The sequence below is a fragment of the Mesorhizobium sp. A556 genome, assembly GCF_054489545.1.
The window spans coordinates 69,045-92,953 of record NZ_JBTMXA010000007.1 but is presented as its reverse complement, the minus strand read 5'-3'; the positions used below and the strand labels follow the sequence as shown (position 1 = coordinate 92,953).

The 23,909-nt window shown below is 63.0% G+C and carries 24 protein-coding genes; 14 read left to right on the top strand and 10 right to left on the bottom strand.

The features are described from left to right. Window positions 1-6: 6 nt before the first annotated feature. The 5 genes from pheS to infC form a co-directional block, all read right to left on the bottom strand. Complete coding sequence (gene pheS, locus ACX3P0_RS15475) at window positions 7-1,104, bottom strand: phenylalanine--tRNA ligase subunit alpha (protein ID WP_459089799.1); 1,098 nt, start codon at window positions 1,102-1,104, stop codon at window positions 7-9. 151 nt (window positions 1,105-1,255) lie between these two features. Continuing rightward, a complete protein-coding gene (gene rplT, locus ACX3P0_RS15470) occupies window positions 1,256-1,654 on the bottom strand; it encodes a 50S ribosomal protein L20 (RefSeq protein ID WP_459077820.1) in 399 nt (132 codons plus the stop codon). A 33-nt stretch (window positions 1,655-1,687) separates the two neighbouring features. After that, a complete protein-coding gene (rpmI, locus tag ACX3P0_RS15465) occupies window positions 1,688-1,897 on the bottom strand; it encodes a 50S ribosomal protein L35 (protein ID WP_459077821.1) in 210 nt (69 codons plus the stop codon). 179 nt (window positions 1,898-2,076) lie between these two features. Continuing rightward, window positions 2,077-2,703: a methyltransferase family protein gene (locus ACX3P0_RS15460; RefSeq protein ID WP_459089797.1), complete on the bottom strand. Its 627-nt coding sequence runs from the start codon at window positions 2,701-2,703 to the stop codon at window positions 2,077-2,079. A gap of 106 nt (window positions 2,704-2,809) precedes the next feature. Continuing rightward, window positions 2,810-3,346: a translation initiation factor IF-3 gene (gene infC, locus ACX3P0_RS15455; protein ID WP_459077921.1), complete on the bottom strand. Its 537-nt coding sequence runs from the start codon at window positions 3,344-3,346 to the stop codon at window positions 2,810-2,812. Window positions 3,347-3,560: 214 nt separating this feature from the next. Here infC and ACX3P0_RS15450 point away from each other — a divergent pair, with 214 nt between their 5' ends. The 4 genes from ACX3P0_RS15450 to ACX3P0_RS15435 all read left to right on the top strand — a co-directional run bounded on the left by ACX3P0_RS15450 (window position 3,561) and on the right by ACX3P0_RS15435 (window position 6,939). Next, on the top strand, window positions 3,561-4,355 hold the full coding sequence (locus ACX3P0_RS15450; protein WP_459089795.1) for an alpha/beta hydrolase: 795 nt from the start codon (window positions 3,561-3,563) through the stop codon (window positions 4,353-4,355). 1 nt (window position 4,356) lies between these two features. Beyond that, on the top strand, window positions 4,357-5,499 hold the full coding sequence (locus tag ACX3P0_RS15445; RefSeq protein WP_459089793.1) for a benzoate/H(+) symporter BenE family transporter: 1,143 nt from the start codon (window positions 4,357-4,359) through the stop codon (window positions 5,497-5,499). 115 nt (window positions 5,500-5,614) lie between these two features. Then, on the top strand, window positions 5,615-6,085 hold the full coding sequence (locus tag ACX3P0_RS15440; RefSeq protein WP_459089791.1) for a DUF2852 domain-containing protein: 471 nt from the start codon (window positions 5,615-5,617) through the stop codon (window positions 6,083-6,085). Between the two features lie 95 nt (window positions 6,086-6,180). Continuing rightward, window positions 6,181-6,939, top strand: coding sequence for a M48 family metallopeptidase (locus ACX3P0_RS15435; RefSeq protein WP_459089789.1), 759 nt, complete (start codon window positions 6,181-6,183; stop codon window positions 6,937-6,939). Window positions 6,940-6,948: 9 nt separating this feature from the next. Here the strand turns inward: ACX3P0_RS15435 and ACX3P0_RS15430 are convergent, their stop codons facing one another. Continuing rightward, window positions 6,949-7,167 carry a hypothetical protein gene (locus ACX3P0_RS15430; RefSeq protein ID WP_459089787.1) on the bottom strand — a complete coding sequence of 73 codons (219 nt, stop codon included), beginning with the start codon at window positions 7,165-7,167 and terminating at the stop codon, window positions 6,949-6,951. A gap of 103 nt (window positions 7,168-7,270) precedes the next feature. Between ACX3P0_RS15430 and ACX3P0_RS15425 the strand changes: the two genes are divergently transcribed. The 6 genes from ACX3P0_RS15425 to ACX3P0_RS15400 all read left to right on the top strand — a co-directional run bounded on the left by ACX3P0_RS15425 (window position 7,271) and on the right by ACX3P0_RS15400 (window position 13,663). Continuing rightward, window positions 7,271-7,930 carry a phosphoribosylanthranilate isomerase gene (locus tag ACX3P0_RS15425; RefSeq protein ID WP_459089985.1) on the top strand — a complete coding sequence of 220 codons (660 nt, stop codon included), beginning with the start codon at window positions 7,271-7,273 and terminating at the stop codon, window positions 7,928-7,930. A gap of 26 nt (window positions 7,931-7,956) precedes the next feature. Continuing rightward, window positions 7,957-9,177, top strand: coding sequence for a tryptophan synthase subunit beta (gene trpB, locus ACX3P0_RS15420; RefSeq protein ID WP_459089785.1), 1,221 nt, complete (start codon window positions 7,957-7,959; stop codon window positions 9,175-9,177). A gap of 1 nt (window position 9,178) precedes the next feature. Continuing rightward, entirely contained in the window at window positions 9,179-10,021 is an 843-nt protein-coding gene (gene trpA, locus ACX3P0_RS15415) for a tryptophan synthase subunit alpha (RefSeq protein ID WP_459089783.1), read from the top strand. A 35-nt stretch (window positions 10,022-10,056) separates the two neighbouring features. Then, window positions 10,057-10,980, top strand: coding sequence for an acetyl-CoA carboxylase, carboxyltransferase subunit beta (gene accD / locus ACX3P0_RS15410; RefSeq protein WP_459077830.1), 924 nt, complete (start codon window positions 10,057-10,059; stop codon window positions 10,978-10,980). Between the two features lie 59 nt (window positions 10,981-11,039). Further along, on the top strand, window positions 11,040-12,371 hold the full coding sequence (locus tag ACX3P0_RS15405) for a bifunctional folylpolyglutamate synthase/dihydrofolate synthase (protein WP_459089781.1): 1,332 nt from the start codon (window positions 11,040-11,042) through the stop codon (window positions 12,369-12,371). 188 nt (window positions 12,372-12,559) lie between these two features. Further along, window positions 12,560-13,663: a hypothetical protein gene (locus ACX3P0_RS15400; protein WP_459089780.1), complete on the top strand. Its 1,104-nt coding sequence runs from the start codon at window positions 12,560-12,562 to the stop codon at window positions 13,661-13,663. A gap of 75 nt (window positions 13,664-13,738) precedes the next feature. On the opposite strand, the gene ctaD is transcribed toward ACX3P0_RS15400, so the two are convergent. Both ctaD and ACX3P0_RS15390 read right to left on the bottom strand, forming a co-directional pair. Next, complete coding sequence (gene ctaD, locus ACX3P0_RS15395; RefSeq protein ID WP_459089778.1) at window positions 13,739-15,334, bottom strand: cytochrome c oxidase subunit I; 1,596 nt, start codon at window positions 15,332-15,334, stop codon at window positions 13,739-13,741. Window positions 15,335-15,430: 96 nt separating this feature from the next. Then, window positions 15,431-16,093, bottom strand: coding sequence for a 5-formyltetrahydrofolate cyclo-ligase (locus ACX3P0_RS15390; protein WP_459077834.1), 663 nt, complete (start codon window positions 16,091-16,093; stop codon window positions 15,431-15,433). Between the two features lie 133 nt (window positions 16,094-16,226). Here ACX3P0_RS15390 and ACX3P0_RS15385 point away from each other — a divergent pair, with 133 nt between their 5' ends. Next, window positions 16,227-17,072 (top strand): LysR family transcriptional regulator, encoded by an 846-nt coding sequence (locus tag ACX3P0_RS15385; protein WP_459089776.1) that lies wholly within the window; start codon window positions 16,227-16,229, stop codon window positions 17,070-17,072. Here the strand turns inward: ACX3P0_RS15385 and ACX3P0_RS15380 are convergent. Together ACX3P0_RS15380 and ACX3P0_RS15375 are read right to left on the bottom strand one after the other, a co-directional pair. After that, window positions 17,069-17,284, bottom strand: a complete 216-nt coding sequence (locus ACX3P0_RS15380; RefSeq protein WP_459077836.1) for a hypothetical protein — start codon at window positions 17,282-17,284, stop codon at window positions 17,069-17,071. The two genes, ACX3P0_RS15385 and ACX3P0_RS15380, sit on opposite strands and share 4 nt — an antisense overlap. Window positions 17,285-17,462: 178 nt before the next feature. Further along, on the bottom strand, window positions 17,463-18,998 hold the full coding sequence (locus ACX3P0_RS15375) for an FAD-dependent oxidoreductase (RefSeq protein ID WP_459089774.1): 1,536 nt from the start codon (window positions 18,996-18,998) through the stop codon (window positions 17,463-17,465). Window positions 18,999-19,186: 188 nt separating this feature from the next. Between ACX3P0_RS15375 and ACX3P0_RS15370 the strand changes: the two genes are divergently transcribed. The 3 genes from ACX3P0_RS15370 (at window position 19,187) to ACX3P0_RS15360 (ending at window position 23,845) form a co-directional block, all read left to right on the top strand. Beyond that, window positions 19,187-19,882, top strand: coding sequence for an RNA polymerase sigma factor (locus ACX3P0_RS15370; protein WP_459089772.1), 696 nt, complete (start codon window positions 19,187-19,189; stop codon window positions 19,880-19,882). Between the two features lie 395 nt (window positions 19,883-20,277). Continuing rightward, a complete protein-coding gene (locus ACX3P0_RS15365; RefSeq protein WP_459089770.1) occupies window positions 20,278-22,110 on the top strand; it encodes an assimilatory sulfite reductase (NADPH) flavoprotein subunit in 1,833 nt (610 codons plus the stop codon). Between the two features lie 7 nt (window positions 22,111-22,117). Then, the gene (locus ACX3P0_RS15360; RefSeq protein WP_459089768.1) at window positions 22,118-23,845 is read left to right on the top strand and encodes an NADPH-dependent assimilatory sulfite reductase hemoprotein subunit; all 1,728 of its coding nucleotides are present in this window, start codon (window positions 22,118-22,120) and stop codon (window positions 23,843-23,845) included. Window positions 23,846-23,909: the final 64 nt, after the last annotated feature.

The window sequence follows — 23,909 nt, the reverse complement described above, 5'->3', positions numbered from 1 at the left end:
TTATCCCTAGCTGCTCAACCCGCCGAACAGCGTCGGCATGTCGAGCGGGCGGAATCCGTAATGCGACAGCCAGCGCACGTCGGCGTCGAAAAAGGCGCGCAAATCCGGCATGCCGTATTTCAGCATGGCGATGCGGTCGATGCCCATGCCCCAGGCAAAGCCCTGATACTCGTCGGGGTCGAGCCCGCCGGCGCGCAGCACATTGGGATGCACCATGCCGCAGCCCAGGATTTCCATCCAGTCCGAGCCTTCGCCGAAGCGCACTTCGCCGGGGCGCGAGCGGTCGCACTGGATGTCGACCTCGAGGCTCGGCTCGGTGAACGGGAAATAGGACGGCCGGAACCGCATGTTGACGCTCGGCACTTCGAAGAACGCCTTGCAGAACTCTTCCAGCACCCACTTCATGTTGGCGACATTGGCGGTTTTATCGACCACCAGCCCCTCGACCTGATGGAACATCGGCGAGTGGGTGGCGTCCGAATCCTGCCGGTAGGTTTTTCCCGGAATGACGATGCGGATCGGCGGCTTTTGCGTCTCCATGGTGCGGATCTGCACCGGTGAGGTGTGGGTGCGCAGCACTTTGCGCTCGCCATTGGCGTCCGGCTGGAAGAAGAAGGTGTCGTGCATTTCGCGCGCCGGGTGGCCTTCGGGAAAATTCAGCGCGGTGAAATTGTAATGGTCGGTCTCGATATCCGGCCCTTCGGCAATCGAGAACCCCATATCGCCGAAGATGGCGGCGATCTCGTCGATGACCTGGCTGATCGGATGGATACGGCCGCGCTCGGCCGGCGACTGGCGCACCGGCAGCGTTACATCGACCTTTTCGGCGGCAAGCCGCGCGGTGATGGCGACGTCTTTCAGTTCCGCCTTGCGCGCGGTCAACGCCTCGGTGACTCTGATTTTCAGGCCGTTGATCGCCGGCCCTTTGGTCTGGCGTTCCTCCGGCGTCATCGCGCCCAGCGTCTTCAAAAGCTCGGAGATCGAGCCTTTCTTGCCGAGTGCGGCGACCCGCACAGCCTCGATGGCCGGCTCGTCGCCAGCCGATGCGATCTCTGCCAGCAAAGAGCTTTCCAGAGCTTCAAGATTTCCAACGTTGGCGTCCACGGCTAATTCTCTCGTTCCGGCGACTGGTGCCGTTTTGGTTATAGATTGGAACCAATTTGGTTACATTGGTGACAAAGAGAAACCCGCGCCAGCCGTGCCAGCGCGGGTTCCCCAAATCAAGTATCCAAGAATGCTTGGGAAGCGCTGGTCTTTAAGCGACAGCGCTTTCAAAAGCGTTCGGCGTCGTATCTTTCAAATATTCGAGCGCGACCTTGGCCTTTGCCACCAGCGCTGCGAATGCCTGCGGCTCGTGGATGGCCATGTCGGACAGGACCTTGCGGTCAATCTCGATGCCCGACTTGTTGAGGCCGTCGATGAAGCGGCCATAGGTCAGGCCGTGCTCGCGGGTCGCCGCGTTGATGCGCTGGACCCACAGAGCGCGGAAATTGCGCTTGCGGTTCTTGCGGTCGCGATAGGCGTACTGCAGCGACTTCTCGACCGCCTGCTTGGCGATGCGGATGGTGTTCTTGCGACGACCGTAAAAGCCCTTGGCGGCCTTTAGGACCTTCTTGTGCTTGGCGTGGCCGGTAGTGCCTCTTTTTACGCGCATGTCATGATCTCCTTAATATCGCTCTCAACCGGCTCAGATGCCGCCGCCGTTAGGCAGAAAATTCTTGATGATCTTCTTGGCATCGGGTTCAGCCAGAACCATGGTGCCGCGTGCATCGCGAATGAACTTGTTGGAACGCTTGATCATGCCGTGGCGCTTGCCGGCGGCTGCCGACAGGACTTTCCCGGTACCGGTGATCTTGAACCGCTTTTTAGCGGCTGACTTGGTCTTCATCTTGGGCATTTTGCTTATCCTTATACGGTGGGCGCACGATTACGCCGAAATTGTCTCCAGGCCGACCAAAGCCCGAAAAGCAAATGAAACCGCCACGGCATGCCCTGCCGGGCGGTTTTTTAGGAACGCGGGGTCTATACGGCACAAAGGCGTGGCGTGCAACACCCGTTCCTGCCTGTTGCCGTCTTTCAGAACAGATGAAACAGAACCGGCAAGCGACCCGACGTCTGGGCGGCGTCGATCGTTTCGAACACCGGCATGGCGACCAGGAAGATCAGCCCGTCGAGCAGCGTCTGCAGCAGCAGGCGCGGCTTGAAACTGCCGGTGTCGCCTTCCCGGTAGAGCGAGAGCTTCGGAAAGAAGCGCGGCACCTTGGCCAGATAGGCGCGGTAGTCTTCGCCAAGCGCCACTTTCAGGTATTTTTCCTCGCGCAGGATGACGAAATGAAAGGCCAGCGCGCAAAACACGCCGAAACCGACGGTGGCAAGGATCGACCCCATCTGTGCACCGACGCCCGCGGCAGCGATCGATGAGAACAGATAGAGCGGATTGCGGGTGATGGAGTAGGGCCCGCTGGTGACGACCTCCGCGGACTTGCGCCCACCGATATAGAGCGTCGACCACAAGCGACCGACGATGCCGAGGAAGATCAGCAGCACGCCGACCATTTCGATGGATTCGTGAGCCGGGGTCTCCGGCGCGAAGGCCGACTGGCCAAACAGCAGCGCGGCAACCATGGCCACGATGACCACGGCCAGCACCAGGCGTCGCATGCGCTGGTAGGTGCCGAGCGATTCCTTGGCCTTGTCATCCATTGCGGATCCGATCGTCGGAAGCTTTCGCGGAGCGCCTGGCGACAGCCGCTTGGTTGATAAAAAAACAGGCGCCTCGCCGGCGCCTGTTTTACAGGGATGGGAAGGGTCAGCGCGGTGCCAGGACCATCATCATCTGGCGTCCTTCCAGCTTCGGCTCCGCCTCGACTTTGGCGATGGTGGCGGTTTCTTCGCGCACCTTGTTCAGAAGTTGCATGCCCAACTCCATATGCGCCATCTCGCGGCCTCGGAAACGCAGGGTCAGCTTGACCTTGTCGCCTTCGTCGAAGAAGCGCCGGACCGCCTTCATCTTGGTCTCGTAATCATGATCGTCGATGTTCGGGCGCATCTTGATCTCCTTGATCTCGACGACCTTCTGGTTTTTGCGGGCCTCGGCGGCCTTTTTCTGGCTGGCGTATTTCAGCTTGCCGAGGTCGAGAATCTTGGCGACGGGCGGGTTGGCGTTGGGTGAAATCTCGACGAGGTCGAGCCCGGCCTCTTCGGCGAGCAGCAATGCATCGTTGATGGAGGCTTCGCCCAGATTTTCACCGTCGACGCCGATGAGCTGGACACGGGGAACTCGAATGTCGGTATTGGCGCGCGGCCCGTCCTTGGTAGGCGCGGCGGCTTTGAAAGGTCTGCGAATGGTCGTGGTCTCCTTGGCCGTTTCGTTCAGTGTTTTGAAGTTAAGGAATGCGGACGCGCAAATGTGGTGGGCGCGCGGTCGATGTCAATAGCACAAGCCTAACCGAAAATCACCACTCGCCGATACCTATCTGGGCCAAGAATGTGACCTGGCCGGGTACTTTTGTCGCGCGCGGGCCTGTGTCAAAAGGGTCCGGCACGGAGAAAAAGCTGTCATGGCCGCCACGCAAGCCGAGTTTATGGACGTCGACGGATGCAAAATAGCGGTCCGGCATCAACCGGGCGTCGGTCCCGGCCCCGGCGCAGACCCAGCCCCAGGTGTCGTCTGGTTGGGCGGCTACAAGTCCGACATGCTGGGCACCAAGGCTGAAACGCTGGCCGTTTGGGCGCAGGCGCAGGGCCGCGAATATCTGCGGCACGATTATTCCGGCCATGGTGAGTCGGGCGGCGCTTTCGCCGACGGCACCATCTCCCGGTGGCTGGGCGAAAGCCTTGCGGTGTTTCGGAAGTTCACCAACGGTCCGCAGGTGCTGGTCGGTTCGTCCATGGGGGCATGGATTGCGCTGCGCATGGTGCAGGAGTTGCTCAAGTCCGGCGAAAGCCGGATCGCGGGGCTGGTGCTGCTGGCGCCGGCCCCGGATTTCACCAGCGAACTGGTCGAACCGGCTTTGACCGACGCGCAAAAGCGCTGTCTGGCCGAAAACGGCTATTTCGAGGAGCCGTCCGAATATTCCGGCGAGCCTTATGTCTATACGCGCGCGCTGATCGAGGATGGGCGGGCAAACCGCGTCATGTCCGGACCGATCGATCCGCGCTGCCCCGTCCATATCATGCAGGGACTGGCCGATCCGGACGTTCCGCCAAGCCATGCGCAAAAGCTAGCGAGCCTGCTGCCTCCCAATGACGTGACCTTGTCGCTCATTCCCGAGGGCGATCACCGTCTTTCGCGGCCGCAGGATCTCGACATGCTGGTGCGCACGGTCGAGGCCCTGGTACGGCAAGGGGCATAGCATGCGCCTTTCCATACCCGTATCCGCCTTTGTCGCCGCCATCGTCGGCTTTGGCGGCACGCTGGCCATCATCATTGCTGCCGCCGATGCCGTCGGCGCCACGCAGCTTCAGACGGCAAGCTGGGTAACGGCGATCTGCCTCGCCATGGCCATCGAAACCGCTTGGCTGTCGTGGCGCACGAAAATGCCGGTCATCACCGCATGGTCGACGCCGGGCGCGGCCCTGATCGCCGCCAGCACCGGCTTTTCCATGGGCGAGGCGGTGGGCGCCTTCCTCGTCACCGGCGTGCTTCTTGTGATCACCGGCCTGTTCAATCCGCTGACGCGCCTGATTGCGAAAATACCGGGATCGGTGGCGTCGGGCATGCTGGCCGGCATCGTCGTCACCTTCGCCATCGGCGCGGTGAAGACCATTCCCGCCGACCCGCGGCTGATCCTGCCGCTGATCGCCGCATTCTTCGTCATCCGCCTGTTCAACCCGGCGCTTTCGGTGCTGGTGGTGCTGATCGGCGGTGGCGTGGCGGCCTTCCTGACGGGCCGGGTCGGCGGCCTGCCGACGCCGGAACTGTCGACGCTGACCCTGATTGCGCCGGAATTTTCCGTCACGGCAATCATCGGCCTGGCGATCCCGCTTTATCTCGTCACCATGGCGTCGCAGAACCTGTCGGGCCTGGCCGTGCTCAAGGCGGACGGCTACGATCCGGCACCCGGTCCGCTGATTGGCGTCACCGGCCTTTTCTCGGTGCTGAGCGCGCCTTTCGGGGCATCCACCACGAACCTCGCCGCGATCTCGGCGGCGATCTGCACCGGCCCGGACGTGCACCCGGACCCGGCGCAGCGCTGGAAGACCGGGCCGTTCTACGCGCTTGCCTATCTGATCTTCGCGATTTTCGGAGCCTCGCTGGTGGCGATCTTCGCCGTCCTGCCGCAAAGCCTGATCGTGCTGGTGGCGGGCCTGGCGCTGATCGCGTCGCTTTCCAATGCCTTGTCGATAGCGCTCAAGGATGCGGACGAGCGCATGGCCGCGACCATCACCTTTGCGGTCACCGCATCGGGCCTGACGCTGTTCGGCATCGGCTCTGCCTTCTGGGGCCTTGTCGGCGGCCTGCTCGTCCTTTTGCTCGATGGCTTCAAAAAGCGATAGCACTTTCAGGGGCTTGTCGAGTTTTGGCGGCCGCTGTCTTGAATCGCCGTTTTTGCGTTCCCATCTCGAATCCAAGCAGCCAGCGTGGCTGCCTCCAATTGAAGGAACGGTAGAAATGAACACTTCTGCATTGATCCGCCCGGCATGGACCCCGGCGACCATTGCGCTGATGGTGGTTGGTTTCATGGTGTTCTGGCCGCTGGGTTTCGCCATGCTCGCCTACATCATCTGGGGCGACCGCCTCGACGGCTTCAAGCGTGACGTGAACCGCGCCACCGACGGCATCTTCGCCGGCTGCCGTCGTGGCTCGGACAAGGCTGCCCGCTGGGGCAATCGCGGCTCGGCCCGCACCGGCAACGTCGCCTTCGACGACTGGCGCGAAAAGGAACTTGAGCGCCTCAACGAGGAACGCCGCAAGCTGGACGAAATGCTCGACCAGTTCGACGAGTACGCCCGCGAACTGCGCCGCGCCAAGGACCAGGACGAGTTCGACCGCTTCATGGCCAACCGCCACAAGCCGACCGCGCCGGCTACCACCCGTAAGCCGAAGGGCGACAAGCCGTCCGAAGGCCTGCTGGACGACTGATCCGGGCCATCCCGGCAAGAGAGACGGCGCCGCACCAAGCGGCGCCGTTTCTTTTTTGTTCTTCTTAAACCCCTCGAATCGCGTATCTTGCGGCCATGTCCTTCGGCTTCTTCCGCACCCTTCAAAAACCTGCGCCGTCGCCTGTCGAAGCGCGCGAACACACGGTCGCGGGGCGCACGCTGCCGTTGCGGATCGTCGAGAACGAGCGCGCGCGCCGGCTCACGCTGCGCATCGACGCCGGTGGGCAGGGCTTGCGCATCACCGTGCCGCCGGGCCTGCGCCGGGGCGAGGTGGAAAAGTTTCTCGACCGGCATCGGGGCTGGCTGGAGCAGCGGCTGGCCAAGGTGCCTGAGCGGCCGCAGGTGCGCCCCGGCATCAAAATCCCGTTCCGGGGTCTGCCCCACCTGATCGTTCACGAACCGGGCAGGCGCGGTATGGTTTCGGTCGGGCACGACGGTTCCGGCCCGTTTCTGGCCGTCCATGGCGACCGCCTGCATCTGCCGCGCCGCGTCGCCGATTTCCTCAAGCGCGAGGCGCGGCGCGAGATCGAGGCGCTCGTCGCCCGCCATACCGCGACGGTGGGGAGGAATGCCAAGGCGATCCGCTTCCGCGATACGTCGAGCCGCTGGGGTTCGTGCACGTCGGACGGGACGCTCTCGTTTTCCTGGCGCATCATGATGGCGCCGCCGGCGGTGATCAATTATCTCGTCGCGCATGAGGTGGCGCATCTCAAGGAGATGAACCACGGTCCGGGATTCTGGAAGCTGTGCGGGGAACTCTGCCCGGATACCGAGCGGTGCAAGGCCTGGCTGAAACGCAACGGCAGCGCGTTGCAGGCCATTGCCTTCGAGTGATCTACATATTCAACCGTCGTTTGCGGCACTCAATTCATCCGGCCGCAAACCTTCGTCGTCCCCGCGTGGCCAGGGCAGGAAATTTTCATCGAAGTCGCTACCGGCAAAATAGCCCAGCGCGCGGTGCGCCTCCGCGCCGCTGCAGGAAGCCTTGTCCATGAGCTGCGCGATGACCTGATGGGCCTGCTCGAGCTTCTTCCTGAGTTGGTCGGCGGTTTCTTCAGCCATGGGTGCCTCTTCCTTGTTGAAGGATACAGATAGCGCCTTTGGCGACAACGGCAACGACATGCTTTTCCTCGACTCTTTTGCCGTTTCATGCCAATCCCGCCGCATGGCTCTCGACATAAAAATATGCGGGTTGAAAACCGATGCGGCCGTGGCCGCTGCCCTTTCCGGCGGCGCCAGCCATGTCGGCTTTATTTTCTTCCCGAAAAGCCCCCGCAACATTGCTCCGGCCGAGGCAGGCCGCTTGCGCCAGGCGGCGCGCGGCAAGGCCAGCGCGGTTGCGGTAACCGTCAACGCCACCGATGAAGCGCTGGACGAAATCGTCGAAAAAATGCAGCCCGACATGCTGCAGCTTCATGGAGCTGAAACGCCGCAGCGCGTGGCCGAGGTCAAGGCGCGCTACGGCCTGCCGGCGATCAAGGCGCTGGCAATCAGCGAGGCCGCCGATCTGGAGCATATCCAGCCATTCGTCGGCATTGCCGACCGCTTCCTGTTCGATGCAAAACCGCCGAAAGACGCCACGCTTCCCGGCGGCAACGGCGTCGCATTCGACTGGCGCATTCTGGCGGGCCTTGACGCTACGCTGGATTACATGCTTTCCGGGGGGCTCAACGCCGCCAATATCGGCGAGGCTCTCCGGCTTGCCAACCCGCGCGGCATCGACATCTCGTCGGGCGTGGAAAGCGCGCCGGGTGTCAAGGACAAGGCGTTGATCGAACAATTCTTCCGGGCCGTTGCCGCAGCAACCGACAACCGTGCCGCCTGACTTTCGGCTTTTTTAGGAGATCGGCGATGAACCAGCCGGCGATGCCAAATTCCTTCCGCACCGGTCCCGACGAGCAGGGCATGTTCGGCATTTTCGGCGGTCGTTTCGTTGCCGAAACGCTGATGCCGCTGATCCTCGAACTGGAAAAGAACTGGAGCGAGGTCAAGGACGATCCGGCCTTCAAGGCCGAATTGCAGAACCTGTCGACCCATTATGCCGGGCGGCCGTCCAAGCTGTATTTCGCCGAAGGCCTGACGAAGCATTTGGGCGGCGCGAAAATCTATTTCAAGCGCGAGGATTTGAACCACACTGGTTCGCACAAGATCAACAACTGCCTCGGCCAGATCCTGCTGGCCAGGCGTATGGGCAAGAAGCGCATCATCGCCGAAACCGGCGCCGGCCAGCACGGCGTTGCCTCGGCCACCGTCGCGGCGCGCTTCGGCCTGCCTTGCGTGGTCTATATGGGCGCGACCGACGTCGCCCGCCAAAGCCCCAACGTCTTCCGCATGAAGCTGCTTGGCGCGGAAGTGAAGCCGGTCAGCGCCGGCCACGGCACGCTGAAGGACGCCATGAACGAAGCCCTTCGCGATTGGGTCACCAACGTTGAAGACACCTATTATCTGATCGGCACCGCCGCCGGCCCGCATCCCTATCCGGAGATGGTTCGCGACTTCCAGTCGGTAATCGGCATCGAGGCGCGCGCGCAGATCCTCGAGCAGGAAGGCCGCCTGCCGGATACGATCATCGCCGCCGTCGGTGGCGGCTCCAACGCCATCGGCCTGTTCCATCCCTTCCTTGACGACAAGGGTGTCCAGATCATCGGCATCGAAGCGGGCGGGCGCGGGCTGGACGGCATCGAGCATTGCGCCTCGATGAATGCCGGCAAGCCGGGCGTGCTGCACGGCAACCGCACCTATCTGCTGCAAAACGATGACGGCCAGATCATGGACGGCCACTCGATCTCGGCCGGCCTCGACTATCCCGGCGTCGGACCGGAGCATTCCTGGCTGCGCGATACCGGCCGCGTCGAATATGTGCCGATCCTCGACGACGAGGCGCTGGAAGCCTTCCAGTTGACCACCCGCGTCGAAGGCATCATCCCGGCGCTGGAATCGGCGCACGCCATCGCGCACGTGATGAAGATCGCGCCGACCATGGGCAAGGACAAGGTCATCATCGTCAACCTGTCCGGCCGTGGCGACAAGGACGTGCATACCGTGGCCTCGATGATGGGCATGGAGATCTGACATGACCGACACCCGCATCGACCGCCGCATGGCGAAGCTTAAATCAGAGGGCCGTCCGGCGCTTGTCACCTATTTCATGGGCGGCGACCCGGATTACGACACCTCGTTGTCGATCATGAAGGCCTTGGCCCGCTCGGGCGCAGACGTCATCGAACTAGGCATGCCGTTTTCCGATCCGATGGCCGATGGCCCGGCAATCCAGGCGGCTGGCTTGCGCTCGCTGAAAGCCGGTCAGACGCTGGTAAAGACCTTGCAGATGGCGGCCGATTTCCGCCAGGGCGACAACGAGACGCCGATCGTGCTGATGGGATACTACAACCCGATCTACATCTACGGCGTCGGCCGCTTCCTGAAGGATGCCGTCGCTTCCGGCATTGACGGGCTGATCGTCGTCGATCTGCCGCCGGAAATGGACGAGGAACTGTGCATCCCGGCCGTCAAGGCGGGCATCAACTTCATCCGTCTCGCCACGCCGACCACCGACGACAAGCGGCTGCCCAAGGTGCTGCAGAATACCTCCGGCTTCGTCTATTACGTGTCGATGACGGGCATTACCGGTTCGGCCTTGGTGGACACCGGCAAGGTGGCCGACGCTGTGAAGCGCATCAAGGGTCATACCGACCTGCCGGTCTGCGTCGGCTTCGGCGTCAAGACCGCCGAGCAGGCGCGGGTCATCGGGGCGTCCGCCGATGGCGTGGTCGTCGGCACGGCCATCGTCAACGCCGTCGCCAATGTGCTGGGCCCGAACGGAGAGCGCACCGCCGACCCGGCGGAGGCCGTCGCCACGCTGGTCACCGGGCTGGCGCAAGGCGTCCGCGCCGCCCGCCTTGCTGGCGTCGAATAAATTCCCCATCTTCCGTACAAACGGGAAGCGAAGTCATGAACTGGATCACCAACTACGTCCGCCCCAAGATCAATTCGATGCTGGGTCGGCGCGACATGCCCGAAAATCTCTGGATCAAGGATCCCGAGAGCGGTGAGATGGTCTTCCACAAGGATCTGGAAGAAAACCAGTATGTCATTCCGGCTTCCGGCCATCACATGAAGATTTCGGCCAAGGAGCGGCTGAAATTCTTCTTCGACGACGGCAAATACGAGACGCTGGAAAACCCCAAGGTCGTGCAGGACCCGCTGAAATTCCGCGACGAAAAGCGCTATGTCGACCGGCTGAAGGACGCCAAGTCCAAGACCGGTATGGAAGACGCCATCCTCAACGCGCTGGGTTCCGTCGAGGGCTTGCCGGTGGTGGCGACCGTGCAGGATTTCGCCTTCATGGGCGGCTCGCTGGGCATGGCTGCCGGCGAGGCCATCGTCCATGCCTTCGAGGTGGCGCGCCAGCGCAAGCGGCCGCTGATCCTGTTCGCGGCCTCCGGCGGCGCGCGCATGCAGGAAGGCATCCTGTCGCTGATGCAGCTTCCGCGCACCACGGTCGGCGTCGACCGCCTGAAGGAAGCGGGCCTGCCCTATATCGTGGTCCTGACCAATCCGACCACGGGCGGCGTTACCGCTTCCTATGCCATGCTGGGCGATGTGCACATTGCCGAGCCCGGCGCACTGATCGGCTTTGCCGGACCGCGCGTCATCGAGCAGACCATCCGCGAAAAGCTCCCGGACGGCTTCCAGCGCTCCGAATATCTGATGGAGCACGGCATGGTCGACATGGTGGTGTCGCGGCTGGAACTGCGCGCAACCATCGCGCGGCTGCTGAAAATCCTGCTCAAGCTGCCAGAAGAAGAAAAGCCGCTGGCGCCGGAAATCCTGCCCCCGGCCGCTGCCGCTCCCGAAAGCCGGCCGCAAGCCTGACACGAAACGGCGCGGTTGGAACCGCGTTGCGCGCGACGCGGCGCGCATAGGACTGCATCATGACAACGCTTGCCGCCGACCGCGAGATCGAAAATCTGCTGACCCTGCATCCGAAGGGCTTCGACCTGTCGCTTGACCGGATTTCACGCCTGCTCGACAGGCTGGGCAATCCGCAAGACCGGTTGCCGCCGGTCATCCACATTGCGGGCACCAACGGGAAGGGTTCCTGCGCCACCTTCTCGCGCGCGCTTCTGGAAGCAGCCGGCTACCGCGTACATGTCCACACGTCGCCGCATCTGGTCCACTGGCATGAGCGCTACAGGCTTGCGGCCGATGGCGGCGGCCGTTTCGTCGAGGACGCAGTGTTCGCCGACGCCATCGCGCGGGTCGCCAGGGCCAATGGCGGCGAGACGATCACCGTCTTTGAAATCCTCACGGCGGTATCCTTTCTCCTGTTTTTCGAACATCCCGCCGATGCAGCCGTCATCGAGGTCGGGCTCGGCGGGCGCTTCGATGCTACAAACGTCGTCTCCAATCCGGCCGTATCGGTAATCATGCCGGTGTCGCTCGATCATCAGGCCTATCTTGGCGACCGCGTGGAACTGATTGCCACGGAAAAGGCCGGGATCATCAAGCGCGGCTGCCCGGTCGTCGTCGGCGCGCAGGAGAGCGAGACGGCACTCGCTGTCCTGGTCGAGACAGCCGAGCGGCTGGACTGCCCGGTATCGGTCTATGGACAGGATTTCCTTGCTTACGGGGAAAATGGCCGCCTGGTCTATCAGGACGAGGACGGACTGATGGATTTGCAGCCGCCACGCCTGCCCGGCCGCCACCAGTTCGCCAATGCGGCGGCGGCGATTGCGGCAGTCAAGGCGGCGGGGTTCAACATTGACGCGCGTGCGGCGGAAAAGGCGATGGCCGATGTGACCTGGCCGGGCCGCATGCAGAAGTTGACGCAGGGCAGGCTGGTCGATCTTGCCCCGGAGGGCGCCGAAATCTGGCTCGATGGCGGCCACAACCCCGGTGCGGGTGTGGTCGTCGCCGAGGCGATGGCCGAGCAGGAGGAGAAAAATCCAAGGCCGCTGTTTCTCATTTCCGGCATGATCAATACCAAGGACCAGAGCGGCTATTTCAGCGCCTTCAAGGGACTGGCGCGCCATGTCTACACTGTGCCGGGCAGCTTCAGCGATGCCGGTGTATCCAATGACGAACTGGCGGTGCGTGCGGTCGAAGCCGGGCTATCGGCGGAGCCGGTAAGTTCTGTCGCCAGCGCGCTCATGCTGCTGCACGATACGTGGGACGACAGGGAAGCGCCGCCACGCATCCTGATCTGCGGCTCGCTCTATCTGGCCGGTCTGGTCCTGGCGGAGAACGGCACGCCGCCGAACTGAACCCGCCACCTGGAGCCAGGAACGGGTGAGTAAGGTTAAGGCTGAAATTCGATGCAACCTCCGCGCAAATACGGTATCAGCGAGGAGGGAGAAGCAGGCTTTCTGCACGGGTACGGTCAGGCCGGCGACGGCTTGTCGGGCTCTGGAAAGCACGGGGGGAGAACTGCCGGGGAACCCGGCAATCAGGCATGGGTGAAATTCGGCAGTTTGAAAAAGCGGATATTGCGGCCGTAGCCAGCCTGTTTCAGCGGCTTTTGCGGAACTCGCGCCGACCAGCCACGCCAGCACTTGAGACCTATCTTTCAAGCCTCTTTCTCGATGGGCCGGACCACGACTCTGAGATAAATTCCCAGGTCCATGTCGGAAAAAGCGGTGCCGTTTCCGGGTTCATCGGCGCGCTGCCCTTGCCGATGCTGATCGAGGGCAGGCGGGTGCGCGGCGCCATCGCCGTGGCGCTGATGGCGGACCGTGCCGACGATCCCTTTGCCGGTGCGCGGCTGATGCGGGCCTTTCTTGCCGGCCCGCAGGACATCTCGCTGACCGAAACCGCCAATCACGTTTCGACGGCCATGCTGCGCAAGCTTAACGCTGTCATTTTACCGTCCTACAGCCTCGAATGGCTTCGTATCATCAGGCCGGTTGGCCTGACGGTGGAACTGGCCGCCTATGCGGCCGGTCCGGCGCGCCTGCTTGCACCGCTGGCCCGGCCCGTCGATGCGTTGATCCGGCGCAGCACTGCTGAGCCGCGATGGTTCAATGTCGGCCACAAACTGCCCGCGAGGGCGCTTGCAAGCGAGGCTATAGACGACGATGCGGCAGCCGCGCTGATCGCGCAATTGACGGAAAATTTCACGACCAGGCCATTGTGGAGCGCCGCCGGCCTTCGCTACAGGGTGATCGAGTCGGGGCAGAAGTCGCTTTACGGAACCATGGTGCGCCGGATGGTAACGGGGCGCGACGGCCATCCGGTCGGGATGTTCGTCTATCATGGCGACCCAGGCCGGATCGGCCGCGTCATGCAGATATTGGCGGCGCCCGGACAGGCCGGCGCGGTAATCGACAGCCTGCTCGCACATGTCGGCGAGCGCGGCATGGTGGCGTTGCGCGGCCGCACGATGCCTGCCCTGCTGGAAGCCATGCTCGGCCGCGGCTTCATGTTTCTCCACACCTGCTCGACCGCCGTCCATGCGCAGGACCCGGCGTTGGTGGAGCCGTTCGTGAGCGGCAGGGCCTTCTTCAACGGTTATGCGGGCGAGTCCTGGTCCCGCTTGATCGGAGATCGCTTCGACTGAGCCTGTTCTTGGTCGCGCGAGGAGCAACAAAAAAGCCCGGTTGTCGCCGGGCTTTTTTATTCACCATGAAACGCGTTACGGGATACGCGGCAACGAAGAGAACTGGTGGTAGGGCGGCGGCGACGGGAGCGTCCATTCCAGCGTCGTTGCCCCGACGCCCCAGGGATTGGCCCCGGCCACGCGCTTGCGAGCGAACGCCTCCGCTATCATGATGAAGAAGACGAGCAGGCCGACGGTGGAAATGTAGGAACCGATCGAGGAGACGAAGTTCCAGCCGGCAAAGGCATCGGGATAGTCCGCGTAACGGCGCGGCATGCCGGCCATGCCGAGGAAGTGCTGCGGGAAGAAAACGAGATTCACCCCGACGAACATTAGCCAGAAATGCAGCTTGCCCAGCGCTTCATTGTACATGTAGCCGGTCATCTTCGGGAACCAGTAGTAGAAACCGGCGAAGATGGCGAAAGCCGCGCCCAGCGACAGCACGTAGTGGAAGTGGGCGACAACATAGTAGGTGTCGTGCATCATGCGGTCGACGCCAGGATTGGCGATGACGACGCCGGTGACGCCGCCGATGGTGAACAGAAGCACGAAACCCGTCGCCCACAGCATCGGCGTCTTGAAGGTGATCGACCCGCCCCACATCGTGGCGAGCCAGGAGAACACTTTCACGCCGGTCGGCACCGCGATGACCATCGAGGCAAAGGCGAAATAGCGTTGCGTATCGACCGTCAGGCCGACCGTGAACATATGGTGCGCCCACACCACGAAGCCGATCAGGCCGATCGCCACCATGGCATAGGCCATGCCCAGATAGCCGAAGATCGGCTTCTTGGAGAAGGTCGAGATGACGTGGCTGACGATGCCGAAGCCCGGCAGGATCATGATGTAGACCTCCGGATGGCCGAAGAACCAGAACAGATGCTGGTAGAGGATCGGATCGCCGCCGCCGTCGGGGATGAAGAAGGTGGTGCCGAAATTGCGGTCCGTCAGCACCATGGTGATGGCGCCTGCAAGCACCGGCAGCGCCATCAAGAGCATGAAGGCCGTGACCAGCATCGACCACGCAAACAGCGGCATCTTGTGCATCGTCATGCCGGGCGCGCGCATGTTGAAGATCGTGGTGATGAAATTGATCGCGCCGAGAATGGACGAAGCGCCGGACAGGTGAATGGCGAAGATGACGAGATCGACCGCCGGGCCGGGCTGGCCGGATTCCGAGAAAGGCGGATACATGGTCCAGCCGCCGCCGTGACCGTTCACGCCAGGCGCGCCCGGCACGAACAGCGAGGTGATAAACAGCACGAACGACACCACCAGCAGCCAGAACGAGATGTTGTTCAGGCGCGGGAAGGCCATGTCGGGCGCGCCGATCATGATCGGCACGAACCAGTTGCCGAAGCCGCCGATCATCGCCGGCATGATGACGTAGAAGATCATCACCAGGCCGTGCGAGGTGAGCACGACGTTGTAGACGGCGGGGTCGCCGAACAGCTGCAGCCCGGGTTCCTGAAGCTCCATCCGGATCAGCACTGACAACGCGGTGCCCAGGATGCCGGCCATCATCGAAAAGATCAGATAAAGCGTTCCGATATCCTTGTGATTGGTCGAGAGCATCCAGCGGTTGATGAAACTTGGCTTGTGATCTACCGGGACGGTTGTGGAAATCGACATGTCGTGCCCTGCCTCTTGTTTTAGGTGTGCTACGGTTCCGGTGCTGAACGGCCGATTGTCGTTGCAAGGGGGAACGCGGCCTTGCCTATGGGATCTTCATTTGTCCGTGACGATTACGTCCATCGGGATGTCGTGGGGTTGCGGGTAGATGGTTTGGACCTGTGCGGCGGCAAAGCCCACGCCCACGACGAAGGCTCGTCTCGGCAGCACCGCAAGGGTTCGGTCGAAAAAGCCGCCGCCATAACCGAGGCGGTAATTCGCCTCATCGAAGCCCACCAGCGGCGCGATCACCACGTCGGGCTGGACGGAGGGGCCGCGCGAGGGGACAAGAATGTCCCAGATCCCACGCTCCAGCGGTTCGCCCGGCGACCACACCCTGAATTCGAGCGGCCAGCCTTTCCGGATGACGACGGGTAGCGCTATCCGGCCGCCGCGTTCGACGACGCGGATCGACCAGTTGCGCAGGTCCGGCTCGCCGCGAAAGGGCCAATAACTCCCGACGATGCGGCCGCTGACCTTGCCTATGGTGCGGTCGAGGGTTGCGGCGATGCGCTCGGAACTCGCTTGGCGGGCCTGTGGGGTCATCGCAAGCCGCGCGCCGAGCAACCGCTTCCGTTCCGCCTTGCGCCAGCGGGCAACGTCGGCCCAGCCGTCCTGCAGGCTGGGCTTGGCCATGACGCCGGCATCGAGTTCGTGCATGAAGCAGGGCGGCGACGCGTATTCCTGCGGTTTTGGTTGTGAATCGTTCTCGTCAGACATCGCTTGCGCTGTCCTGCGGCTTGTGCGGCCATTGCTTTGTGTGCCGCAAAGGGTGACCCGCTTGAAAGCAGAAGGCAAACGGAATTAAATGCTCTATTGGTGCAATATTATTGCATTAAACCAGGAGGCAGCCTTGGACATCGACCGCGCCCGCACGTTTCTTGAAATCGTTCATTCCGGCAGTTTCATGCGCGCAGCGGACCGCCTGCATGTTACCCAGACCACGGTCAGCGCCCGCATCCGCACGCTGGAGGACGAGTTGGGCCGCCAGTTGTTCGTGCGCAACCGCAATGGCGCCCATCTGACGCCGGCAGGCCGGGAGTTCGAGCGCTTCGCGCAATCCCTCGTGCAGATATGGGAGCGCGCGCGGCATCAACTGGCAATTCCCGCCGGCCGAACAAGCGTGGTGGCGCTCGGCGGCGAACTGAGCCTGTGGAATCCGCTGCTGCTGGACTGGCTGGTCTGGATGAAGAAAGCCCAGCCCGAAATCGCCATCCACGCGCATGTCGGCGTGCCGGACCAGCTGATCGACCAATTGAGGACCGGCGTGCTCGACGTCGCGGTGCTTTATGCGCCCAAGCTGCTGCCCGGCTTCAGGGTGGAACTGCTTCAGGAAGAGCTACTGGTTCTGGTGAAAACCCGGCGTAGCGAGACCGAGACGGCGGACGCCGACGACTATGTCTATGTCGACTGGGGGCCGCTGTTTGCCGCGCAGCATGATGTCAGTTCCGCCGCCTTCGGCGAGCCGGGGCTGCTGGTTGGGCTGGGGCCGCTCGGCCTGAGCTATATTCTGCGGGCGGGCGGCATGGGCTATTTCCGGCGCGGCGCGGTCGCACCTCATATCGCAAGCGGCGAGTTGGAGATCGTGGAAGGCGCGCCTGAGTTCACCTATCCAGCCTATGCGATCTATCCGGAGGCAAGCAGCGCGCGGCCGGACGTCATGCACGCTCTGCGCGGCTTGAAGGAAGTGGTGGTCTAGCCGCTCACATTGTCGCGCGCGGCAAGCAGCGTCGTGATGACGAGGTCGCGCCCGGTGCGGTTGATGCCGACACCGCGAGGCCGGTCTTCAGCCAGGCCAAGCTCAATCAGCCGCTGCGCCATCTCGGCATCAAGCTCGGGATAGGGACCGCGGTTCATGCGCTTGAGCGCGGTCTGTTCGTCTTTCGTCAGGTCGTTCCAGCCAATCGTCACGGCAATTTCCTCTGCAAATTGGCACGCCACCTCGCAGGCAGTCGTTCGTTTGCGGCACAATGCACGAAATAAGGACATGGAAAAGGGCGCGAGGCGTCAACCGATGTCGCAACGCTGCAACGCCGACCGGGTGACGTGCGCTCTCATCCGCGCGCCGGGATGGGTATGTGGCAAAGGCCTATCCCCGATGCGCGGCCTCCAGCGAGGCGGCGCAGCCGAGCGCCTGCACATCGCGCCCTATCGTGGCGACCGCGACGGTTTTGCCGCCCTTTTTGTAAGTCACCGCGCAATCGCGGGCGGCGAGGCTGCCGTCGATCTCGATCGCATCCCATGCCTGTGCATGGCCGACATAGCGGATGGTCGTGTCGTAATGCGCGCTCCAGAAGAACGGGGTATCGAGGAAAGCCCGGCGCATGCCGAGCATGTTGTCGGCCGCCGCCTGCCCCTGTCGCTCGGCCACGACCCAGTGCTCGACGCGCCGGCGTTCGCCGCTGTTGCGATCGTGCCAGCGGGCGGCGTCGCCGGCGGCAAAGATGCCTGGCACGCTCGTTTCCAGATATTCGTCGACGACGATGCCACGATCGGTGGCGAGGCCCGCCTGCTCTGCAAGCACCACGCGCGGGCGTACCCCGACGCCGATGACGACGAGGTCGGCGTCGAGTTCGCGGCCATTGGCCAGCAGCACCTTGTCGTCATGGACGGTGGCAATGGTGGTGTTCAGGTGGAATTCGACGCCGTGTTCTTCGTGGACGGAACGGATGAAGTCGCCGAGGTCGGGGCCGAGAACCGTCTCGAAAGGGCGGGCATCCTGCGTCACGACATGCACGCGGATGCCTCGTTCGCGCAACGATGCCGCGACTTCGAGGCCGATGAAGCCGGCGCCCAGCACGACCGCCGTTTTCGCGTCCTTCGCCCGCTCGATGATGGCGCGGCTGTCCGCCATCGACCGCAGGGTAAACACATGGCCGCGCTCGGCCCCCGGAATTTTAAGGCGCACCGGTTCGGCGCCGGTCGCCAGAAGAAGGCGGTCGAAGGAAACGGAGCGCCCGTCGTCGGTGGCGACGCTTCCGGCCTTGGCATCGATGCCGGAGACGGTGGTGCGCAGGTGCAGGTCGATCCTGTTGTCGGCATAAAAATCGGGCGAACGCAGGGGCATCCAGGCTTCTTCGGCAGTACCCGCCAGATAGTCCTTGGACAGGTTGGGGCGGTCGTAGGGCGCATCCTCGTCCGAACTGAACATGGTCAGTTCGCCGTCAAAGCCGCGCCGCCGCAGCATTTCGGCTGCCGCAAAGCCGGCAGCGCCACCCCCGATAATGACGATCTTTTTGGGGTCGTTTGCGGTGTCGCGTCTTGAGGCGGTTGCGTCCTGTTTTTCCGCCTTGCCGGTGACGAAGACCTTTCCGTCCCTGTGCTCCACCTTCCATTTCGCCAAGGGGTCGAAAGCCGGCGCGCCGAGCGCCTCGCCGGTGCGCAGGCTGAAACAGGCGTGGTGCCACGGGCAGCGGATTGTATCACCGACGACGAGGCCCTGTGCCAGCGGCCCGCTGTAATGCGTGCAGGTGGCTGCCACCGCCAAAATCTCGTCGCCCACGCGCGCCAGCACGACCGGTTCGTCGCCGACATGGCCCAGAAGCAGGTTTCGGTCGCCGAAAGCGGAAACGGGAATGCCGCCGGTCAGGTCGGGGCCGGTATCCTCGGTGTCATGCGTGGCCATCCATGCTCTCCCTGGGTTGGTTGGCGATCCTCGCAGGTCAAGGCCTGTTGCCCAATCTGATGCGCCAGGTTCGAAAAGGTTCCATCTGGTGGCGTCGAACCTACGCTCTTTCTTCTCGCTTTCGGGAACCTTTAATCTTGGTCGGCATCCTATCGTGGGTGTAGATCCTGACCCCAGGGAGAAATGATATGGTCGATGCTGCAAACAGTGCCACCGCGATTGCCCTGCCTCAGGGCGAAGCGGACCTCGTGCGCCGGGCGCTGGCGCGCGACGGCGGTGCATTTCGCGCGATCATGAAGGCGCATAACCAGCGGCTCTACCGGCTGGCGCGCGGCGTGGTGCGCAACGACAGCGAGGCCGAAGACATCGTCCAGGAAGGCTATGTCAAGGCATTCACGCATCTGGGCAGTTTTCGCGGCGATTCCACGCTCTCCACCTGGCTTTCGCGCATCGTCATCAACGAGGCGCTCGGACGGCTGCGCAAGAAGCGCCGGGCCGTCGAAGTGTCGATGTCCGATGATCCCGTGCTGCAGGCCAAGATCATTCAATTCCCCCTTAATGCAAACACCAACGATCCGGAGCGGACGATGGCGCAAAGGCAAATCCTGGAAATCGTGGAGCGCGCAACCGATGGTCTTCCCGACCTCTACCGAACGGTGTTCGTGGCCCGCGTCATCGAAGGCTTGAGCATAGACGAGACGGCCGATTTGCTGGGCATCAAGCCCGAGACGGTGAAGACCCGATTGCACCGCGCCCGCAAGCTTATCCGCAAATGTCTGGACGAACAGATCGGCCCGGTCATGCTCGATGCGTTTCCCTTCGCCGGCAAGCGTTGCGAGCGCCTCACGGTGGCCGTTCTCGCTCGGCTAGGCTTGCCGGAGTGAGGGGCTGAGCCGCCTTCGTCGAGCATTCATTCTCGGCCGATAGCCCGAATTTCGCGCGCACCTGCCGCTCTGTCTTCGTTGTCCGCGTATGACATCGGTCGATTCGGCCGCCACTCCGACAAAAAAATGCATTCGGAAAATCGCACGTTTCAACCACGGTCTCAGCCATTCCTGGAAGGATCGTTTCGTGCTTTCGCCAACCTTTAGGATGGGCGTTTCAACATTTTCTCAGTGCAAATTTATTGTTGGTATCTAGCAATATCATTCATTTGAAACGCTCGAACCGGCGATGCAAAGGTCGCGCTGCAGCGGTTAGAGCGCGCCTTCCAAGCAATTGAAAAACCTGCCTAACCAGATGAAACGCACCGCGCTTTGTGGCCGGAGGAAGCGATCAGATGACGGCACTAGAATTTCCCGGACCTGGGTTTTCCGCAGAACAGTGGGAGCGCCTGAACGGGTTGGCGACCACGCTGAAACCGGGGCAGGCACTGTGGATCAGCGGCTATTTCGCCGGCATCGATCATGCGCGTGCGCTGCACGGCGAAACCGCGATCCCGCTGCGCTTGAGCGAGCCGGCGGTGAGTGCGCCCGTTGCGGTGGCATCGCGCACGCTGACCATCCTTTATGCCGGCGAAACGGGCAACAGCGCCGGTGTCGCCAAGGCTCTTGCCGAAGCTTTCCGCGCGCAGGGCGGGTCGCCGACCGTGGTCGATGTGGTCGACTACAAGCCGCGAAAGCTCAAGGATGAGCAGGATTTGCTGGTCGTCACCAGCACCCATGGCGAGGGCGATGCGCCGCTTTCGGCCGTCGGCTTCTTCGAATTCGTCGAGGGACGCAAGGCACCGCGCCTTGAAGGTGTACGCTTCGCCGTTCTGGCGCTGGGCGATTCCACCTACGAGCATTATTGCGGTGCCGGCAAACGGCTCGACGCCCGCTTGGAGGAACTGGGCGCGGAACGCCTTGCCGAGCGCATCGATTGCGATGTCGATTATGACGAGCCGGCTGCGGCATGGACCAAGACAGCGCTGGAACTGCTCGCGCCGAAAACCATACAGGCAAGCGTACCGGCACAGGCCGTTGGTAGTGCCGCGCCTTCCATTACCCCGTCTGCGTTCAACAAGAAAAACCCGTTCGCCGCGACCGTTATCGACAATCTCGTGCTGACTGGCAGCGGCTCCAGCAAGGAGACGCGGCATATCGAACTGTCGCTGGCTGGTTCCGGCCTGACCTACGAGCCGGGCGATGCGCTGGGCATGATGCCGCGCAACGATCCGGCGCTGGTCGAGGCCTTGCTGGATGCGCTGTCCCTTGCTGCGGATGCGCCTTTGTCGATCAAGGAACGGGCAACCACGCTGGGCGAGGCGCTGGTCGATACGCTTGAAATCACGGCGGCCACGCCTCGCTTCCTCGACCATTGGGCGGGCCTGAGCGAAGCCGGGGAACTGCAAGCCTTGCGCGGCGCGGAAAATGCCGAAGCGCATAGAACCTTTCTCCGCGACCATCACATCATCGATGTCGTCCGGCGCTACCCCGTCGCCGGCATCGAGCCTCAGGCATTTGCCGCCGGTCTGCGCCCCTTGCAGCCACGCCTTTACTCGATTGCCTCAAGCCTCAGCACCGCGCCCGATGAGGCGCATCTGACCGTCAGCACGGTCCGCTATGATCTGCATGGCGAGCCGCGCGAAGGCGTCGCCTCCGGCCACTTTGCCAAGCGCGCCGCGCCGGACGCCGCAATTCCGGTCTATATCCAGGCCAACAGCCATTTCCGCCTGCCCGACGACGACAAGCCGATCATCATGATCGGTGCCGGCACCGGCGTCGCACCCTACCGCGCATTTTTGCAGGAGCGGGAGGCGAGGGGCGCTTCCGGAAAATCCTGGCTGTTCTTCGGCGAACGCAACTTCGACAGCGATTTCCTCTACCAGACCGAATGGCAGGAACTGCTGAAGGACGGTGTTCTTTCGCGCATGAGCGTCGCCTTCTCCCGCGACGCCACGACGAAAACCTACATCCAGCACCGCCTCGCCGAACAGGCGCGCGACGTCTATGCCTGGCTGGAAGAGGGCGCGCATGTCTATGTCTGCGGCGACGGCGCCAGGCTGGCTCCGGACGTGCATTCGGCGCTGGCCGCCATCGTGGAACAGCAGGGCGCGCGCAGCAGCGCTGCCGCCGGCGATTATCTCGCCACGCTGAAGAACGACCATCGCTACCAGATCGACGTCTATTGAGGTTCTTATGAGCGTGCTTGAAGTAGATCGCAGCCGTGACGTTTCGCAGCCCTTGGACAAGCTAGGGCCGGACGAGACGTTGAAGGCCAACAGCGACCAGTTGCGCGGCACCATCGCGGCCGGGCTTGACGCCGAACTGACGGCGGCAGTTCCCGGCACCGACATCAAGCTGATGAAATTCCATGGCGTCTACCAGCAGGACGACCGCGACATCCGCGACGAGCGCCGCCGCCAGAAGCTGGAGCCGGCCTATCGCTTCATGGCGCGCGTGCGCCTGCCGGGCGGCGTGCTTTCGCCGGGCCAATGGCTGAAACTGGACGAACTGGGCCGCGCCTATGGCGGCAATTCGCTTCGGCTGACCACGCGCCAGACCTTCCAGTTCCACTACGTCCACAAGAAGAATTTGCGCTCCCTCATTCGGGGCCTGCACGACGTGCTGCTCGATACCAGGGCCGCCTGCGGCGACGATTCGCGCGGCGTCATGGCGTCGATCAACCCGCAGCTTTCGGCGCTGCATGCGCAAATCCACGCGCTGGCGCAAAAGGCCAGCGACCACGCCATTCCCAAGACCCGCGCCTACGACGAAATCTGGTACGGCGAGGAACGCAAGCCCGTCAGCGGCCCCGAGGAGCCGCTCTACGGCAAGACCTACATGCCGCGAAAGTTCAAGATCGGCTTCGTCATTCCGCCGATCAACGACATCGACGTCTATGCGCAGGATCTGGGCTTCATCGCCATTATCGAGGATGGCAAGATTGCAGGTTTCAACGTCGCCATCGGCGGCGGCATGGGCCGGACCGACCAGGCGCCCAAGACGTATCCAAGGCTCGCCAGCGTCATCGGCTTTTTGCCGGCCGACAAGGTGCTGGAAATGTGCGACGCCACCATGAAGGTGCAGCGCGACTATGGCGACCGGCTCGATCGCGCCCGCGCTCGTTTCAAATACACCATCGACGACAAGGGCCTCGATTTCATCAAGGCGGAGATCGAGGCGCAGCTAGGGTTTGCGCTGGCGCCGGCGCGGCCCTACGCCTTCACCTCGAACGGCGACCCAATCGGCTGGACGCAAGGCGAGGATGGGCGTTGGCATCATACGCTGTTCATCCAGAACGGGCGCGTCAGCAATTTCCCGGATAAGCCTTTGCTCGACGGCTTGCGCGCCGTCGCGAAAACCCACAAGGGCATGTTCCGGGTTACGCCGAACCAGAACCTCATCATTGCCGACGTGGCGGCCGAGGATAGGCCAGCCATCGAAGCGCTCTTGAAGGAATATCGGCTCGACGGTCTCAACGCCGGCAGCGGGCTGCGGCTCAATTCCATGGCCTGCGTCGCCTTTCCGACCTGCGGGCTGGCGATGGCGGAGAGCGAACGCTATTTGCCGGATCTCATCACCAGGATCGATGTCATCCTGGCCGCGCATAAACTGTCCGAGGAGCCGATCACCATCCGCATGACCGGCTGCCCCAATGGCTGCTCGCGGCCCTACATCGCCGAGATCGCGCTGACCGGGCGGGCGCCCGGAAAATACAATCTCTATCTGGGCGGCGGCTTCCACGGCCAGCGCCTGAACAAGATGGTGCTGGAGAATGTCGGCGAGAAGGTCATTCTCGAATATCTCGAAAAAGTAATCGCGCATTTCGCCGGCGAGCGTTTGCCGGGCGAGCATTTCGGCGATTTCGCCATCCGCGCCGGCTACGCGGCCGAGGTCAAGGAAGGCCGCTTCTTCAACGACTGATTGAGCCGGCGCTGTCAGGCGGATGGGTCGCATTGCCGCCGTGGCCGGATGCTGTATGATTGCT